We start from the raw sequence: 17250 nt of genomic DNA on the forward strand, positions 1-17250 counted from the left end.
ATCCTATCGGGCGCAATTTCGCCACGACTATGACAGGAAACGTCTCCAGATCATTGGATCGCGACGACATCCAGCATGGCGAGCTTATCCGGATTGCGCACGACATAGATATCCGACAACCGGTCCGCCTCATCATAGGCGAAGGAGATTGCGGCATTCACCGCGCCATTCTCGAGGATCAGCACGCCGCGGGCGCCGTTGATATTGACGTCGCGCCACTCGAAGTTGGTCCAAAAACTATGCAAACGCCGGATAAAGGCCATCACATCGGCCTTGCCGTGCAAGACTTCCAGCAATGCCGTGACCTTGCCGCCACCGTCGGAGGTGAAGCGAATATCGTCTGATAGCAGGGCCGCAAGCTGTGCGGTCTCGCCCTTCGTAATCGCAACCTGAAAAGCCGACAGCAATTCCTCCTGACGCTGTGCCGGTGCCACATGCCGCACCCTGGCTTGATCGATATGCTGTTTCGCACGCGACACCAGCTGGCGGCAGGCTGCTTCTTCCAGATCCAGCGTCGAGGCGATCTGCGGATAAGGCATCTCGAAGATTTCGTGCAGCAGATAGGCCGCGCGTTCCTTTGGCGTCAGCCTTTCGAGGATCAGGAGAAAAGCCGTCGTCAGCGACGAACTGAGCTCGGCATTCTTTTCTGCTTCATTGTCCACGGCGAGATGGATCGGCTCGGGCAGCCATGAGCCGACATAATTGACGCGCGAACGATGCGCGGCGCGCAACAAATCGAGGCAATGGCGCGTGCAGATCGTCGTCAGCCATGCCGATGGATTGTCGATCGAAGCAACATCCGCATTCTGCCATTTCAGGAACGTATCCTGCACCGCATCCTCGGCATCGGCGCGCGAGCCGAGGATGCGATAGGCGAGCCCCAGCAATCTGGGGCGCGCCATCTCGAAGATCTGCAGGTGGTCAAGACTGCGCATATCAGTGTCTCGCCACTCCCAAGCGGTTCCAGAAGTTGATCCCGGCCACTTCCGCCGTCAGCGCCCCGATCTCCTTGTCAGAAAAATGCTGCCGCAGCCGTGCGCGCAGAGCCCCGAGATCTGTCTTCGAATTGATCTCGGTCAGGGCCTCCGTCCAGGCCAAAGCCGCCTTCTCACGCTCGTCGAAATCCGACACGTGGTTCCAGACGATCACGCGATCGAGCCGCTCGTTGGTCTCGCCGTCCTCGCGGGCTTCGCGCGTATGCATCTTGATGCAGTGGGCACAGCCATTCATCTGTGAGGCCCGCAGATGCACGAGATGCCGGATTTTATGGTCGAGATTGTGCCCATTCATGACCTTGTGCACTTCGACCATGGCCGCGATCACGTCCGGGATTTCCTGCTCGAATTTGACGGTTCTGGTGTCGCTCATGATAGTTCCCTTTCATCATTGCCTTATGGCCTCATGACGATCGGACCCCGCCGCCTGTGACATGGCGGGCGGATTTTTTTGAGCGGATCATTTTACCGCAAAACCTCGCGGTGCCGGCGCATTGTGTCCGGCACCGCGGGGACGACTTACTTGGTCTTCTCGATCTTCGTCACCGTGAACTGCCCGTTGACCTTGTCGGCGTCGAACTTGATCTTGTCACCGACCTTTACCGCTTTGAGCATCGCGGGATCCTGGGCGCGGAACACCATCGTCATGCCCTCGTCCATGCCCAGTTTCTTCAGCGGCCCATGCTTGATCGTGAGCTTGCCGGCCGATGCGTCCACCTTGGTGACCTGACCGTCCACCAGACCGGACTGCGCAAAGGCGCCCGTCGCGGCTGTTGTCAGCAATGCGTATGACAGAACCATAGCGATTGTCGTTTTCTTCATGTCGTCTCCTTTCAACTATTTCACAACGACAGTGCCGATCATTCCGGCCTCGCGGTGGCCCGGAATCAAACAACCGTATTCGAACTCGCCCGCTTTGGTGAAACGCCACACCAGTTCGCCTCGCTTCCTTGGCTGCAACCGTTTCGCATTCGGGTCGTCATGCTCCATTTCCGGATTCTTCTTCATCTCCTCAGCGTGCTTTAGATTGTCCTCGCGCGAGGCGAGCACGAATTCGTGCTCCAATGCGCCATTATTGCGCAGCACGAAGCGGATCTGCTCGCCACGCTTTACCTCAACGCGTTCGGGCACGAACACCATCTTTCCGTCGCTTTCGCGCATCGTCACCTGAACAACGCGCGCAGCGCGTTTGGCGTTGCCAGGCTCTCCGGCGGAGAAGCCGCCATAACCATGCGAATGACCCGGATCGGCAATCGCCACCTGTGACGATATGATGAGCGCCGTTACCGCGAAGGCGATAGGACAAGACTTTATCATTTGATCCTCTCAGTGATGTCCGGAATGGCCGCCCTTTTGGCTGCCTGGCTTGATGACGTTGACGTTTGGTTTGCCGCTTTGGGGGCTTGCGGCTGGGCGTACCGGCGATGGCGCCGCATTGGCCACTTGATAAGCCACCGTGCCTTCAGGGTGTTTGAACCAGCCGGGATCCTTGTAATCGTCGCGCGCCAACCCTTCGCGAACCTTCACCACCGTGAACATGCCACCCATCTCGATCGGGCCAAATTGTCCAAACCCCGTCATCATCGGCAACGTGTTGTCGGGCATGGGCATTTCCATCTCACCCATTTCCGCCATGCCGGCCGAACCCATCGCCATGTAATCCGGGGCCAGTCGCCGCACCGCCTTCACAAGGTCGCGCTGGCGCGTGCCGATGAAGTTGCGGACGTTGTGCCCCATCGCATTCATGGTGTGGTGCGACTTGTGACAATGCAGCGCCCAGTCGCCCGGCTCATCGGCAACGAATTCATAGGCCCGCATCGCGCCGACCGGAATGTCGATCGTCACCTCGGGCCAGCGCGCCTCCGGCCGCACCCATCCACCATCGGTGCACGTGACTTCGAAGTCATAGCCGTGCATGTGGATCGGATGATTGGTCATGGTGAGATTACCGACTCTCACCCGCACCCGATCACCTTTCCTGACGGCGAGGTGATCGATGCCCGGAAACACGCGCGTATTGAACGTCCACATGTTGAAGTCGGTCATCTCCGAGACCTTCGGCATGTAGCTCCCAGGCTCGATGTCGTAGGAACTCAGAAGAAAGACGAAATCGCGGTCGACGCGCATATAGGCCGGATCGCGCGGATGCACGATGAACATCCCCATCATGCCCATCGCCATCTGCACCATTTCGTCGGCGTGCGGGTGATACATGAAGGTGCCGCTCTTCTTCAGCACGAATTCATAGACGAAAGTTTGACCCGGTTTGATGTGCGGCTGCGTCACGCCGCCGACGCCGTCCATCCCGTTCGGCAACAACATGCCGTGCCAGTGTATGGTTGTGTGCTCCGGCAGCTTGTTGGTGACGAAGATGCGGACCTTGTCGCCTTCCACCGCCTCGATGGTCGGGCCGGGCGACTGACCGTTATAGCCCCAGAGATTTCCTGTCATGCCGGGAGCGAATTCGCGCACCACCGGCTCGGCGACGAGATGAAACTCCTTCCAGTCGCCATTCATCCGCCACGGCAACGTCCAGCCATTGAGCGTCGCCACCGGCTGATAGTCTTGCCCGCCCGAGGGTGCCAGCGGTTGCTGCATGATGTTGATGTCGGTCGTGGCCGCTTCCGGAATCGAGGCAGCCTGCACGCGCCCGCTCACCGCACTCGCGCCAGCCAGCACGGCGGCCGAGGTTCCGAGGAATCCGCGTCTTGAAATCATGATCGTCTCCTTCTTGCGGATCAGTGTCCGGCGCTGCCGCCGGAAGGCGCAGCTGCCATGCTTTGCGGAGCATCACCGCCTGCTCCACCACCACCTGTAATCGCCACATGCATGTCGACGCTCGCGAGCCAGAAATCGCGTTGCGCTTCGATCGCTTGGCCGTTCGCCGCCAGCCGCTGACGCGCTTCGATCAGAACATCGAACACGTCGATCAGCATAGCGTTGTAGCGAAGCAGCGTTTCATCCGAGATGATCTTGCGCAGCGGCACGACCTCATCGCGAAAGTGGCGGGCGATATCGTAACTGGCGCGATAGCGGCGATAGGCTTCGCGTGCCTCCGACCGCGCATTCACCGCCTTTTCGGCAAGGCGATTGACCGCCTGCATGTAGGTCTGCTCGGCCGCCCGCACGCGCGTTTCGCCCAGATCGAAGATCGGAATCTGCAGATCGGCCTCGAAGCCGCGCGATATTTCCTTCTCTCCGGTCGAACGGCTCTGCTTGGTCTTCCGGATACCGGACAATTCCAGCAGATTGACGAAGCGCGAGGCTTCGGTGAGCCCGTAGGTCTTGGCGAGTGCCGCAAGCTCGATGCGCGCCGACTGAATGTCGACGCGCCGCGCCACGGCCTCCATTTCGATGGTGGGCTGCGCATAGGGCTTGCGCGGCAAGGCCGGCAGCGTGCCCGGCAAGATGAAAGACAGGTTACGCCCCCACAATCCCATCGTGCGGATCAGCCGTTCGCGCTCGGTCTCCATGCGCTGGCGTGCGAGGCCGAGTTGGGCGGTGACATCCGCATAGAAAACCTGCTCGCGCGCCTGATCGATCTTGTTCATGGCGCCGGTCTCGCCGAGCTGGCGGGCCGTCTTGGTTGCGGCTTCGGCCGCGCCCTTCGATTGATCGAGATAGGCGGCAAGCTGACGCGCCGCGACCACGCGGTAATAGTTGCGCCGTGTTTCCGCCGCGAGCCGCAACGTCGCTTCCACCGCCTGCAGCCTCGCCTGCTCGAAGCGATCCGCGGCAATCGAGGCACGCGCCGGCAATGTCACGAGTGCAACGATATTGCCAATGATGCGCCACTCGATTTCGCGCTCGAACGGACTGACCAGCCTTTCCAGCGACACCGTTGGCGCCGGCGGCAGGCTCGCGCTCACCATCTCCGCTTCGGCAATGCCGAGGGCGTTGTAGGCAGCCTGCAAGCCGCGATTGTTGAGAAGCGCGATCTGCACCGCACTGTCAGCCGTGAGCGGCTTGCGCAACAGGCCGTCGATGCGAGACTGGATTTGCTCGGCCTGATCCGCCGTTGCGATGATGGCAACATCCTTCTGCAGATCCTGTGACGCGACCGACGCAACCAGATCCATGCCGCCATCCGGTGAAAACGCTTTGCAGCCGGAGAGCAGCAGGCCTGTAAGAACGACGCATGTGATCTGCTTTCGCCAAGGCGAGAGAGTGTGAACCGATTTCATCGCATCCTCACTGCTGCGAAGGCGGCGTGACGCGGCGGTTCTGCTCGCGCCAGTCGCCCGGCGCGACGGGACGCTGGCTGACATACGTACCGAGAGCGGCTTGATACCGCAGCGGAGCGACGCGAGCCGCAGGATCAGCGGGATCGGTGCCCGCAACGGGGGAAGAGTAGGCTTTGCAGGCGGCCACGAACAGCAGCAAGCCAATCGACAGATATCTCATGATCATATCTCGCAGAGGTCGGCATGCCGGAGGGCTGACGCCTCCAGCGACGAACGCAGCGGATTCCAATGACGGCGCACGGATTAGGGCGAGAGACACCCTAAACCGGTTCACTCATTCGTTGTGAACGAAGACCCGCATACGCGACTCCCGCAGGCGAGCCATTAACAGCCACCGGCAGACGGAATCATCCTGTTGCGAGTATCACCGAGGCGGCGGAACATCCGTCGAGCGCGCGGCCATCACGAGAGAATTCTCGCGCGGTGACACGAATGCTGTCCCCAGAGGGACGGTCGACAATTCGATGATCGCAAAAATCAGCGCAATCGCTGAACACGACGCCACGCAGCAATTGTCAGTCAGGCTCTTCGATTTGCCCGGCATATCGTTGGTATCATCGGCGTTGCCGGTAAGCCCATGATCGTGTTCGTGATGGTCCTTGCTCGCAGCGCTATGATCGTGATGGGCACGATCGTGATCGCCATACGCATGCTGGGTCGCGGCAGGCCCGACCTTGGTCATCGCATGTGCATGCCGCGGCATAAAGCCGTTTGCGACCGCCAACGACAGGCAAATCGCGAAGATCGGGATTTTGCGCAATGAGACCCACATGGTGGAAACCATAGTGAATCGCCTCTCGATCCACCAGATGTTTTTCGACCACAGTCACAGACAACAGCAATAACTTACCGGCATCGCAAAATTCCGCGCCGGACGACGCCTCTTGCGTGCGCCCGTCTGCTCTCCTCACGTGCCAAATTCGGCCCATCCGTCTCCGAATTGTTATGGCAGTTCGGATATGAGCTTTTGAAATTCCGACTGCGGCCAGGCTCTTGCCGTGCTAGTGCGCACGTTTCCCTGCGAGCCAAGTGCCAGCGCGAATTTGGTCACGTTATTTCCGTCCGGGGCCTCGACAATAACAACGAGGTCCCTGTCGCCGGAGGTGAGATAGACTTCCTTGATGTCCACTCCCACTTTCTTGGCAAGATCGCGAGCCGCTTCGGCTCGTTTGGGAACGTCTTTGACCGCACGGATGCCTTGGTCAGTCCAGTTGAGCGACAATATAAAGGTCGGCATTCGATCCTCCATCTGGTGCTCAGAATGGTTGTCGCCCGCGGCTCAAGCGGGACGTAAGCGTCATGGAATCCGGATCGTGATCGAGACCCTAAAAGACAGTAGTCTCAGGAAAACAGCGCCTGCCGACGGCACAATCGCTACCGTTTGACACCGACTGGAGCTTCGGCACGCTCCATCCAGGAAGGGCAGCCCATCAGAATACTACACCGCCGCCTGCAGATACGGGGTCACAACCTGGAGAGGGACAGCCGGATAGAAATCACAGGCGCTTGCTCAATCACGATGATGAGAGGTCTGTGACCGCTGCGCCTCCAACTCACTTGCGTGTTGCATAAGGGTTCTTCTTCTCCCGCAACGTCAGCCGGATCGGCGTGCCGGGCAGATCGAAAGCTTCGCGCATTTCGTTGGCGAGATAGCGCTTGTACGAATCCGGCACCGCGTCGGCGCGCGTGCAGAAGATCACGAAGCTCGGCGGTCGCGCCTTGGCCTGCGTGATGTAGTTCAATTTCAATCGCCGCCCCGACACCGCCGGCGGCGGATGCGAGGCGATCGTGTCCTCGAACCAGCGATTGAGTTGTGATGTCGTCACGCGCTTGTTCCAGATCGTATGCGCGTCGATCACCGCGCGCATCAATCGGTCGAGACCTTCGCCGGTCATGCCGGACATCGCAACAATCGGCACACCTCTCACCTGCGGCAGCCAGTGATCGACTTCCTGCCGCAATTTGCCGGCCGCATGGCGATCGTCCTTCAGATCCCATTTGTTCATGCCGATGACGAGTGCGCGCCCTTCCCGCTCGACCAGATCGGCGATGCGCAGGTCCTGCTCCTCGAAGGCTTGCGCAGCATCCATCAACACGATCACCACGTCGGCGAAGCGGATAGATTCGAGCGTGTCGGAAACCGCAAGTTTTTCCAGCTTCTCATCGATCCGCGACTTGCGTCGCATGCCAGCAGTGTCGTGGAACAGAAATTTCTGCCCGTGCCATTCGAGCGGGACGGAAATCGAATCGCGGGTGATGCCGGCTTCCGGTCCGGTCAGCAGCCTTTCTTCCCCGAGCAGGCGATTGACCAGTGTCGATTTGCCGGCATTCGGACGGCCGACAACGGCGACGCGGATCGGTCGCGCAATGTTCTGGTCGTCCTCTTGTTCTGACTCATCGGAGGGAGGCCGAACGTCGCAGACATTCCGCAGAGCATCGTACAGATCACCAAGACCTTCGCCGTGTTCTGCGGACAATAAAACCGGATCGCCAAGGCCAAGCGAATAGGCTTCCATCGCCCCCGCTTCGCCAGCTTTGCCTTCACTTTTGTTGGCGATCAGAACAACGGGCTTGCCGGACTTTCGGACAACATCGGCAAAAACCTTGTCCGCCGGCAGCAATCCGGTGCGGGAATCGAACACGAAAAAGATTGCATCGGCGTCCCCGATCGCAGCCTTTGTCTGTGACAGCATCCGCCCCGCAAGGCTTTGTGGTGCCGCCTCTTCCAGCCCCGCCGTATCGACGATGGTGAAATCGAGATCGCCGAGCCGTCCCTGCCCCTCGCGGCGGTCGCGCGTCACCCCCGGCGAATCGTCGACCAGCGCCAGCCGTCGGCCGACCAGGCGATTGAACAGCGTCGATTTGCCGACATTTGGACGGCCGATGATCGCGATGGTGAGATTCATAAAGCCATCTTACCCGCGGGCTTTGTGTCCCGCGCAAAATAGTGCCGGCGTGTGAAAGATAGCGTTAGCGTGTGAACGTGCCGGACGCCGGCGGTGACGGCCAGGCAGACGCGGCCGGTGCTTGTTGCTGCTGCTGTGCGGCCTGTGGTGACGGCCAGGCGCCTCCGGACTGAGCGGGCTGGGCTTGTTGGGCGGCGGGAGGTTGCTGACGTGGCTGCGCCTGCTGCTGCGGCTGGGCATTTTCCGGCGGCGGCTGGATCGGCCGCACGACCTTCCGCCGGGCAGCCGGCCTTGGCTTTTCCTCCACAGGGGGCTGCTCGGGCGGCGGAGCGACCGCGGCATCGGTTTCGGCCTGATTGGCGGCGTTGCCCTTGATCAGCTCCGGCGGCACGCCCTGCACGACGCCTGGAATTCCTTCCGGGAAAACCTCGCGCCGCTCGCCCGGCAATTTCTTTTTGTTGTCGGGAAGCCAGTAAGCGGGGTCCATATTCTCGCAGCCAGCCAGTGCCAGGCTCAGGCAGAGCAAAGGCAAAGCGAAGAGACTGCGTCGCACGGCCATGTCTTATCCCTTAGCGACGTTCGACAAGGCCAGCAAAGCCTCGATGCGCGCGCGCATGGCAGCCGGGCTTTCGGCATCGCCGTTGATCATATCCGCCCAGCGCCGCAGGCCCTGCACATCGCCGGCCTTGAAAGCCGAAAGTGCCAGCAATTCCCGCGCGCTATGCCGGAACGGACGCTGCGCGCCACTGGCGGTCTCAAGACGCTTTTCCATGTCGGCGAATGCCGCATTATCGACCAGCAGGAAGCCTGCGCGCACCGACGCCAGATCCTGGAAACGGGTGCCTGCGGACGCATCCGCGGCGACCTTGTCGAATACCGCAACCGCCGCGGCGCGGTCGCGGGGCGCCATTGCCTCGGCTTCGCGCAACTGGGCCAGCAGGCGATAGCCGGATGTGCCGTCGGCGGCGATCTTGGCGAAAGCCTGTTCGGCCTCCTGCAGCTTGCCGCCTTCGGCCAGCGCCATGGCTGCTTCGAATTGTGCGCCGCTGTCCGCAGCCCTTTGATTTTGATAGTATTCCCAGCCGCGCCAGCCGCCGATGCCGGCCACCACCAGCACCAGGACAGCGAGAATCAGCCCGCCATAGCGGTCCCAGATCCGCTTCAGGCGCTCGCGCCTGATTTCCTCATCGACTTCGTGAAAGATATCGGCCAAGCGCTTGTCCCCGGGAAGCTTTGAGCCGAGCATACGGGCCGGCTTATGTGAAAGTTGCGTAAAATAACGATGTGGCGTGGGCAAGGCAAAGGCCCTCTGCCACCGTCGTTAATCCTCGTAGAATACCTTTTGCCCGAACGCGAGGGCCGATTGCTCGCCGACGTTCAACCCTTCTTCGGCTTCATCCCATAGACGTGGTCGGCCGCCGGGAACGCCCGCGAGCGGACCTCCTCGGCATAGCTGGCGATGGCCTTCTCGATACCGGGCCCGAGATCGCCATAGCGCTTGACGAATTTCGGCACCCGCGGGGTCAGGCCCAGCATGTCCTCCATGACCAGGACCTGGCCGTCGCAGGCCGGGCTTGCGCCAATGCCGATGGTCGGGATCGGCACCTGGCCGGTGATCTTGCGGGCCAGCGGCTCGGCCACGGCCTCGATCACCACCGAGAAGGCGCCAGCATCCGACACCGCCCTGGCGTCGGCCTCGATCGGTGCCCAGTCCGCCTCTTCCCGGCCCTGCGCCTTGAACGAGCCGATGGTGTTGATCGCCTGTGGCGTCAGGCCGACATGCGCCATCACCGGCACGCCGCGTTCGACCAGGAAGCGGATGGTCTCGGCCATGCGCTGCCCGCCTTCCAGCTTGATGGCGCCGCAGCCGGTCTCCTTCAGCACCCGCGCCGCCGAGGCAAAGGCCTGTTCCTTCGAGGACTCGTAAGAGCCAAACGGCATATCGACCACCACCAGCGCCCGCTTTGAGCCACGCATGACCGCATGGCCCTGCAGGATCATCATGTCGAGCGTCACCGGGATGGTCGTCTCCAGCCCGTGCATGACCATGCCGAGCGAGTCGCCGACCAGAAGCACGTCGCAATGCTGGTCGGCCACGCGGGCGGTATGCGCGTGATACGACGTGAGCATCACGATCGGATCGCCGCCCTTGCGGGCACGAATGTCGGGCGCGGTCAGGCGCCTCATCTCTTGCTGGACGGACACAGGTGCTACTCCCCGGCAGGGCGTTGTCGGGAATGCGGTTAGCGGATTAGCAGCGGAATGGGAAGGGTGCGGGCAAATGCACCCTTCCCATTCTGCCGTTGCGAGCGCAGTCCGTGTAGCGGCTGGTCACACTGTCAAATCCTTCGCCAAGGCGGCTTTGGTTGAAAGCGAGTCTTCAGGCTTTCAACAAAATGCGAAACACGCGCTGAGACGCCGCGACGCGTCGGCACCAAAGCCAGAATGTCGGCGCCTTCGAACTCATATCCAACAAACAGCCGGCGCAGTTCGCCACGTTTGACGGATGGCGCCGCGTCCCATTCAGACCTGAGAGCGACGCCCAACCCCGCGACGGCCCATTCGCGGACAACCTCGCCGTTGTTGCTCGTGAGTGCCGGAGTTATTCGAAGCGCCTCTGATCGGCGGGATGATGTGTGGATGTTTTTGTAACGCCACAGCGTTACGTCCTCGTCGTTTTCGCGAACGGAGAGACAGGCATGCTGCGCCAGCTCCCGAGGATGTGACGGCGTTCCGCGTCGTCGAAGATAGCCGGGACTGGCGCATACCCAGCGGGCGTTGCGGGCAAGGAGATGAGCAACCCACGAGGAATCCCGCACTGTTCCAATATGGATGACGACGTCAGCCTCGATATTGCTATTCCAGGGCGCTTCGGAAAGATCCAACGTCGCACGCACTTGCGGGTAGTCGCGAATGAATGCCGCCATAACGGGCGCGACATGGATCCTGCCAAAGCCAAACGGCGCGACAACCCGTAGGGGCCCAGCAAATACGCCACCGCTGAGACTGTCCTGCAGCCCATCGATACGCGCCAACAGCGACTGGGCTTCATGGACAAGCTGTTCGCCTTCCGACGTGAAGCGCAGTCCACGGGAATTGCGAACGACAAGATTGACCCCGAGAACAGCCTCCAGCTTCTTCAATCTCATAGAAAGAGCCGGGGGCGTGACATCGAGCGCCCTCGCCGCCGCGCTTAGCGAGCCGGTCCGACTCAGGGCCACCACAAACCGCAGATCCTCAAGCGCGATCATTCAATTTCTCTGAAGGGAAGAGATAATTCTGATTAAACACAATTGATCATCGGGATGATAGATGTTTGGCATGACCATGCCACGCGCCGTTCTTTTCGATCTTCTCACCGCGCTCCTCGATTCTTGGAGCCTCTGGAATGCCTCCGCCGGATCCGAAGCAGCGGGCAGAGCCTGGAGGGCCGAATATCTCCGCCTGACTTATGGTTGCGGGAGTTACGTCCCGTATGAGGATCTGGTCCGCCAGGCTGCGCGCACGACCGGTCTCGCTCCGTCGGTGGCAAACACCCTCGAAGCAAATTGGCAGTCCCTCCCGGTTTGGAGCGGCGCGCAGGCTGCGCTCGACCGGCTGGCCGGACGAACGCGCCTGGCAGTCGTCACCAATTGCTCAACGCGTCTTGGACGCATGGCAGCCGCCCGCCTCCGCACGCAATGGGATGTCGTGATCACCGCGGAGGAGGCCGGATATTACAAGCCCGACATCCGCCCCTATCGACTGGCTTTGGACAGGCTGGGCGTGTCGGCCGCGGACGCAGCGTTTGTCGCAGGCTCCGGCTATGACCTCATCGGCACCTCAGCGGTCGGACTACGCACCTACTGGCACAACCGCGTGGGCCTAGCGCGTCCCAATGGCGCGCCGGTCGCGGAGAGAGAATCCGCGAACCTCGATGACCTCATTCCCTGGCTGGAGGACTTTTCATGATATCTCGCACGTTAGCGGCATTATTCGTGGTCGGATTGAACCTCTCTGCGGCGACGGCTCAGGCGTTTCCCGAGAAGCAATTGACGCTGATCATTCCGTTTCCCGCCGGTGGTCCGAGTGATGCACTTGGCCGGGCAGTGGCTCAGGCTATGGCTGTCAACTTGAAGCAATCCGTCGTGGTGGAAAATATCGGCGGCGCCAGTGGCACCATCGGCCTGACGAAGTTGCTGAAGGCGCCTGCGGACGGATACTTGCTCGGCTTTGGCACCATCGGCACACACGTCGCGAACGTCGCACTCTTCAAGCACCTGCCTTACGACCCTGTCGCCGACTTCGAGCCCGTGGGTCTCGCTGGGATGGCCTCCACGCTTCTTGTCGCGAAGTTGGACTTGCCGGCGTCCAATCTACAGGACTTCGTCACCTATGCCCGCGCCAACCGCGCGAAACTCACCTATGGCAGCGCCGGCATTGGATCGATTTCGCATTATGCCTGCGTTCTGCTGCTGTCGAACCTGAAACTGAATATCACCCACGTTCCATATCGCGGCGTCGCCCCAGCGATGAACGATCTCATGGGTGGTCACGTGGACTTCATGTGCGACCAGACCACCACTGCGCTGCCCCAAGTGTCCGGCGGAACGATCAAGGCAATTGCAGCGCTGAGCGATCAGCCCCTGCCGCAGGCGCCTGGCGTGTCCACTGCGGCAGCCGCCGGCTATCCGGGCGTAAACCTCCGCTCCTGGAACGCGATCTTCGTGCGGAAGGGAACGCCCGCGCCGGTGCGTCAGAAATTAAATGACGCCTTGCGCTCAGCACTCGCCGACCCGGATGTCATGCGGCAAATGACGGCCGTTGGTGTCGAACTGCCAAGGGGAGCGGATCTCGAGCCCGGTGCCGTCAGCGCGCTGATCGCTCGAGGGCTGGAGCACGACGTACCAGTATTGCGCGCCAAGGGTGAATATCTGGACTAAACATGATCTCTCTCTCGGTTATTGAAACGCCCGCTGCCGTCGTCGACGTTGCACGCATGCAGCGCAATATCGCCCGCATGCAGGACCGGATGAATGCTTTGGGCGTCACTTTCCGTCCCCACGTCAAGACGACCAAATGCGTCGCTGTTGCCGACAGGCAGCGCGCCGCTGGCGCGAACGGCATCACCGTCTCGACCCTGCGCGAAGCCGAGGAGTTTTTTGCCGCGGGCTACGACGACATTCTCTACGCGGTCTGCATCGCTCCGCACAGGCTCCGCCGGGCCCAAGGACTGCGCGATCAGGGCTGCCGTCTCAAAATTCTGGTCGACTCGGTCGAGGCTGCGCTAGCCGTCGTCGAGGCGCAGTCGCATCGCGATCCTTTCGAAGTCCTGATCGAAGTCGATACTGACGGGCACCGCTCAGGTGTGGGCCCCGAGGATGAGCGGCTCATCGAGATCGGTCGCATTCTTCACGCCGGTGGCGCCACACTTTGCGGCGTGCTGACTCATGCCGGCAATTCCTATGAACTCAACGATCCCGAGGCCTTGGAGCGCTTGGCGGAGCAGGAGCGTACCTTGAGCGTGCGCGCGGCCGAACGGCTTCGTGCTGCTGGCCTTCCCTGCCCGGTCGTGAGCGTCGGATCCACCCCGACAGCGCTGTCCGCCCGCGCCTTGGACGGCGTTACGGAAGTGCGCTGCGGCGTATATGTGTTCTTCGATCTGTTCATGACGAATGTCGGCGTCTGCGCGATTGACGATATTGCCCTTTCCGTGCTGACGACCGTGGTGGGCCATCAGTCGGAAAAAGGCTGGATCATCGTCGATGCCGGATGGATGGCGATGAGCCGAGACCGCGGCACTGCTCGTCAGCGCCATGATTACGGATACGGGATCGCGTGCGACTTAGAGGGGCACCTGCTCAAGGGAGACTTGGTCATGATCGCGGCAAATCAGGAACATGGTATCCTCGCCGCGACGAACGGACGTCTCATCTCTCTTGAAAATCGCTTCCCGATCGGCACACGACTTCGAATACTCCCGAATCACGCCTGTGCAACCGGAGCGCAATTCTCCGAATATCATGCCGCCACGGGCAACGGCATTGAAACGTGGCGGAGGTTTAATGGCTGGTGACATTGATTACCTGGAACCTCACGGAATGGCGGCTCCTGGCGGGCACTACAGTCATGCTGTGAAAGCCGGTGCTCTTGTTTTTGTGTCTGGACAATTGCCGATCTCCGCCAATGGTGAGAGGCTTGCTGACAAGGACTTTCAGACCCAAGTGCGTCAGGCATTGGCCAATCTCGCGACGGCCTTGAAGGCGGCAAACAGCGTTGTCGACAAGCTCATTCATGTTCGCGTCTACGTCACGGACATCAATGACTGGCCGGTCTTCGACAAACTCTATTCCGAATGGATCGGCGCCGTCCGGCCAGCCCGCGCGGTCGTTCCCGTCCCGACGTTGCATTACGGCTTTCGTGTCGAGATCGAAGCCGTGGCAACCATCTGAAGCCGCCGAGGCAAAGGCCTGCTCCTTCGAGGACTCGTAAGAGCCGAACGGCATATCGACCACCACCAGCGCCCGCTTTGAGCCACGCATGACCGCATGGCCCTGACGGACACAGGTGCTACTCCCCGTCGGGACTGAACAGGCATGAGCCGAAGAGCGAGTTAGCGGATTGGCGGGAGGATGGGAAGGGATCACAAAGCAGCGGCAACCCGGCAAGCGTGGTGAGGCCCCCCGTTAGCCATGCGCGGCGAGATCACTTCTCGCCATGTCCGATGTCGTCGCAATCCCGTTGCACAGACCGGATGGCGGCATTGATATCGTAGCGCGTCACGCCGATGTCCCGCAGCAGCCGATCGTCATAGCCATTCAGTTCGCGCAGCGATTGCAGCTTGCGCAACCGCGATATCCTGCGCGCGAGATACACCCTGATGGACGCAAAACACGCGCGAAGATCGCGCAAGATCATCTGCGATCGAACGACACGCGCGCGGTATATGAGGTCATACGGCGCAATGCGTCCTGAACGCAGATCCGCCTGCAGCTTCTCGTAGTCGGATTTCTGATCCATCGTAACGCCGCGCTTGCCTCCACTGGCACGGCGCAGATTAGAGGCAGGACGTTTTCCCGGCGCATGAAGATATCTGCGTGATGCTTGAATAGAATTTGGCGACCGGATGGCGCCGGGCCACGCAGCGCTCAAAGACGGCTTGCGGCCTTGCCCGACTTCATCACCTTCAGTTCATTCAAAAGCCATTGCCGGAATAGTCGCGCTTCCGGACGCTCGAACACCAGTTCCGAACCGATCAGCCAGTAGCAGGCCTTGGCCGGGCGGCTATGCGCAAGCGTCATCAGATCGCCCTTCTCCAGATCATCATTGATCAAAGGCTTGTGTCCGAGCGCGATGCCGAGACCTGCAATCGCGGCTTCGATCGCCAGGCGAATGGTATCGACTTGCACGAAACCATTGCCGGCGCTCGACCTTGGATAGTCCGTCGTCAGCCAGGACGACCAATCCTCAGTAATGCCTCTGACGGTGATGAACGGTCCTGCCGACAAGATCTCGCTTTCGTTCCGCGATGCGCGCTGAAAGAAGCCCGGAGAACAGACCGGCACAATTTCTTCGTTGATGAGCCGCAGCCAGGTTTGCCGGGAAGCCGGTTTGACGGCCCGCCGTATCGCGAGATCGACACCGATGAGATCGGTTTCGATATTCTGCCGAACGGTATCAAGGTCGATGCGGATATCGGGATAACGCTCGGCAAAGCCACGAATGCGCGGCATGAGCCAGCGGCTGCCGAACGTCGGTGCGATGCTGAGCGAGAGAGTTCCTTGCGCCTTGCGGCCGGGCACGCGCGCCGTCGCATCATGCAGGAGATCGAGCACGCCGCGAACGCGCTCGGCATAAGTGAGAGCGTCGAAGGTCGGCGTCAGTGCGCGCGTCTCACGGATAAACAGCGGCGAGCCGAACCATGCCTCGAGCGTCTGAATGCTGTGGCTGACGGCGCTGGCGGTCACGTTGAGTTCTTCCGCCGCGCGCTTGAAGCTTTTCAGCCGCGTCGCCGCTTCAAAAAAGCGCAGTGTATTCAGCGGGGGCATGTCAGCCTTCATCGGCCATTCTCCGATAATGGGCTCGCAAGATCGCTTTGCAAGGTCTCATGGAGTATCGCGGCGGCGTTGGATTGAATGCGTTGCAATTCGCCGCGAAGCCAGGCCGTGAAGGCTTTCACCTCCGGCCGCTGCAGCGATTGCTCGGTCGCGACCAGCCAATAGGCGTGTTTGCAATTGGCAACGATAGCGCTGCACGGCACCAGCCTGCGGCCGAACTCCCTGACGACGCCGGGAAGACGCCCGATCGCAATCCCGACGCCTTGCGCGGCGGCGTCGAGCGCCATCTGACTGGTGTCGACCCGAAATCCGCGATCGATTTGCGACGGCGGCAGACCCGCTGTCTGCAACCACGCGGCCCAATCGTCCTTCACACCGGTCGTATGGATCAAGGCGTCGGAAGTGAACCCCGCTTCCGCCGACATGGTGAAGTCAGGCGACCGAACCGGGATGAGTTGCTCGGTCAGGAGTTTCTCCGCGATCAATCCATCCCATACGCCGCTGCCCAGACGAATACCAAGATGGAAGCCGCCCTTTTCGAGATCGAGAACATCATGACTGGTATCGATGCTGAGGCTTAAGGACGGATAGAGTTTCTGGAAGCCGGGCAGGCTTGGCAACAGGAGTTGCGTGGCGAACGTCGGCACGACGGTGAGGCGGATCGTTTCAGCCGTCTTGCGGCTTAAAAGTGCGGCGTCGGCTGCGGTCAGCAATCGCAATGCGGACGAGACCGCCTCCAGGTAGTCGCGTCCCGACGGCGTCAATGCCATTTGGCCGCGGCGGCGAGCGAAAAGCGGTGACCCAAGCCAGTCTTCGAGCGCCTGAATGCCATGGGTGACGGCGCTGGGTGTGACGCCAAGCTCCCGAGCGGCAGCCTTGAAACTCCCCCGGCGTCCGGCTGCCTCAAACAGGAGAAGCGTGCTTAGGGGTGGCAAGCGATAAGACATGAAGATTCCGCGACGTGACCCGCTCTGCACATCATATCCTCCGCTCGCCTTCAGATGAAATCGTTGCAATTAGCGCGCAGTTTTTCTCATCACCGCCGCTCCGCTGGCGGCGCGTCATCCCC

General features: G+C 61.0%; 21 protein-coding genes and 1 pseudogene. 4 read left to right on the forward strand and 18 right to left on the reverse strand.

Annotated features, from left to right (window positions below):
• Positions 1–50 precede the first annotated feature (50 nt).
• The 14 genes from sigJ to CAK95_RS26055 all read right to left on the reverse strand — a co-directional run bounded on the left by sigJ (position 51) and on the right by CAK95_RS26055 (position 11396).
• The gene (gene sigJ, locus CAK95_RS25990; RefSeq protein WP_086090588.1) at positions 51–935 is read right to left on the reverse strand and encodes an RNA polymerase sigma factor SigJ; all 885 of its coding nucleotides are present in this window, start codon (positions 933–935) and stop codon (positions 51–53) included.
• 1 nt (position 936) lies between these two features.
• Positions 937–1368: a carboxymuconolactone decarboxylase family protein gene (locus CAK95_RS25995; RefSeq protein WP_198343767.1), complete on the reverse strand. Its 432-nt coding sequence runs from the start codon at positions 1366–1368 to the stop codon at positions 937–939.
• A gap of 146 nt (positions 1369–1514) precedes the next feature.
• Positions 1515–1817, reverse strand: coding sequence for a copper-binding protein (locus CAK95_RS26000; RefSeq protein WP_086090590.1), 303 nt, complete (start codon positions 1815–1817; stop codon positions 1515–1517).
• A 15-nt stretch (positions 1818–1832) separates the two neighbouring features.
• On the reverse strand, positions 1833–2312 hold the full coding sequence (locus CAK95_RS26005) for a cupredoxin domain-containing protein (RefSeq protein ID WP_086090591.1): 480 nt from the start codon (positions 2310–2312) through the stop codon (positions 1833–1835).
• A gap of 9 nt (positions 2313–2321) precedes the next feature.
• On the reverse strand, positions 2322–3713 hold the full coding sequence (locus CAK95_RS26010; RefSeq protein ID WP_086090592.1) for a multicopper oxidase family protein: 1392 nt from the start codon (positions 3711–3713) through the stop codon (positions 2322–2324).
• Between the two features lie 20 nt (positions 3714–3733).
• Complete coding sequence (locus CAK95_RS26015) at positions 3734–5179, reverse strand: TolC family protein (protein WP_086090593.1); 1446 nt, start codon at positions 5177–5179, stop codon at positions 3734–3736.
• A gap of 7 nt (positions 5180–5186) precedes the next feature.
• On the reverse strand, positions 5187–5399 hold the full coding sequence (locus CAK95_RS26020; protein WP_147413542.1) for a hypothetical protein: 213 nt from the start codon (positions 5397–5399) through the stop codon (positions 5187–5189).
• Positions 5400–5603: 204 nt separating this feature from the next.
• On the reverse strand, positions 5604–6023 hold the full coding sequence (locus tag CAK95_RS26025) for a hypothetical protein (protein WP_086090595.1): 420 nt from the start codon (positions 6021–6023) through the stop codon (positions 5604–5606).
• Between the two features lie 159 nt (positions 6024–6182).
• Positions 6183–6476 (reverse strand): GYD domain-containing protein, encoded by a 294-nt coding sequence (locus CAK95_RS26030; RefSeq protein ID WP_086090596.1) that lies wholly within the window; start codon positions 6474–6476, stop codon positions 6183–6185.
• A gap of 316 nt (positions 6477–6792) precedes the next feature.
• Entirely contained in the window at positions 6793–8145 is a 1353-nt protein-coding gene (gene der / locus CAK95_RS26035; protein ID WP_086090597.1) for a ribosome biogenesis GTPase Der, read from the reverse strand.
• A 64-nt stretch (positions 8146–8209) separates the two neighbouring features.
• Positions 8210–8704 (reverse strand): hypothetical protein, encoded by a 495-nt coding sequence (locus tag CAK95_RS26040; protein WP_086090598.1) that lies wholly within the window; start codon positions 8702–8704, stop codon positions 8210–8212.
• 3 nt (positions 8705–8707) lie between these two features.
• Positions 8708–9358, reverse strand: a complete 651-nt coding sequence (locus CAK95_RS26045) for a tetratricopeptide repeat protein (RefSeq protein WP_086091672.1) — start codon at positions 9356–9358, stop codon at positions 8708–8710.
• A 164-nt stretch (positions 9359–9522) separates the two neighbouring features.
• The gene (panB, locus tag CAK95_RS26050; protein ID WP_425349716.1) at positions 9523–10332 is read right to left on the reverse strand and encodes a 3-methyl-2-oxobutanoate hydroxymethyltransferase; all 810 of its coding nucleotides are present in this window, start codon (positions 10330–10332) and stop codon (positions 9523–9525) included.
• 152 nt (positions 10333–10484) lie between these two features.
• On the reverse strand, positions 10485–11396 hold the full coding sequence (locus CAK95_RS26055; RefSeq protein ID WP_086090600.1) for a LysR family transcriptional regulator: 912 nt from the start codon (positions 11394–11396) through the stop codon (positions 10485–10487).
• 70 nt (positions 11397–11466) lie between these two features.
• On the opposite strand from CAK95_RS26055, the gene CAK95_RS26060 reads away from it, so the two are divergent.
• From CAK95_RS26060 to CAK95_RS26075, 4 genes are all read left to right on the forward strand, one after another.
• Positions 11467–12096, forward strand: a complete 630-nt coding sequence (locus tag CAK95_RS26060; protein WP_198343768.1) for an HAD-IA family hydrolase — start codon at positions 11467–11469, stop codon at positions 12094–12096.
• Positions 12097–12176: 80 nt separating this feature from the next.
• A complete protein-coding gene (locus CAK95_RS26065; protein WP_198343769.1) occupies positions 12177–13067 on the forward strand; it encodes a tripartite tricarboxylate transporter substrate-binding protein in 891 nt (296 codons plus the stop codon).
• Between the two features lie 2 nt (positions 13068–13069).
• The gene (locus CAK95_RS26070) at positions 13070–14200 is read left to right on the forward strand and encodes a DSD1 family PLP-dependent enzyme (protein ID WP_198343770.1); all 1131 of its coding nucleotides are present in this window, start codon (positions 13070–13072) and stop codon (positions 14198–14200) included.
• Positions 14190–14576 carry a RidA family protein gene (locus CAK95_RS26075; RefSeq protein ID WP_086090603.1) on the forward strand — a complete coding sequence of 129 codons (387 nt, stop codon included), beginning with the start codon at positions 14190–14192 and terminating at the stop codon, positions 14574–14576. The genes CAK95_RS26070 and CAK95_RS26075 overlap by 11 nt, the downstream gene beginning before the upstream one ends.
• Here CAK95_RS26075 and CAK95_RS29425 read toward each other — a convergent pair.
• The 4 genes and pseudogenes from CAK95_RS29425 to CAK95_RS26095 all read right to left on the reverse strand — a co-directional run.
• Positions 14577–14684 (reverse strand): annotated as a pseudogene (locus tag CAK95_RS29425) (3-methyl-2-oxobutanoate hydroxymethyltransferase); the annotation flags it as partial.
• 145 nt (positions 14685–14829) lie between these two features.
• On the reverse strand, positions 14830–15144 hold the full coding sequence (locus CAK95_RS26085) for a YjiS-like domain-containing protein (RefSeq protein ID WP_086090604.1): 315 nt from the start codon (positions 15142–15144) through the stop codon (positions 14830–14832).
• Positions 15145–15272: 128 nt separating this feature from the next.
• Complete coding sequence (locus CAK95_RS26090; RefSeq protein ID WP_086090605.1) at positions 15273–16184, reverse strand: LysR substrate-binding domain-containing protein; 912 nt, start codon at positions 16182–16184, stop codon at positions 15273–15275.
• A complete protein-coding gene (locus CAK95_RS26095) occupies positions 16181–17128 on the reverse strand; it encodes a LysR substrate-binding domain-containing protein (protein ID WP_086090606.1) in 948 nt (315 codons plus the stop codon). Before CAK95_RS26095 ends, CAK95_RS26090 begins: the two co-directional genes overlap by 4 nt.
• Positions 17129–17250: the final 122 nt, after the last annotated feature.

Source organism: Pseudorhodoplanes sinuspersici (genome assembly GCF_002119765.1).
Classification (GTDB): Bacteria; Pseudomonadota; Alphaproteobacteria; order Rhizobiales; family Xanthobacteraceae; genus Pseudorhodoplanes; species Pseudorhodoplanes sinuspersici.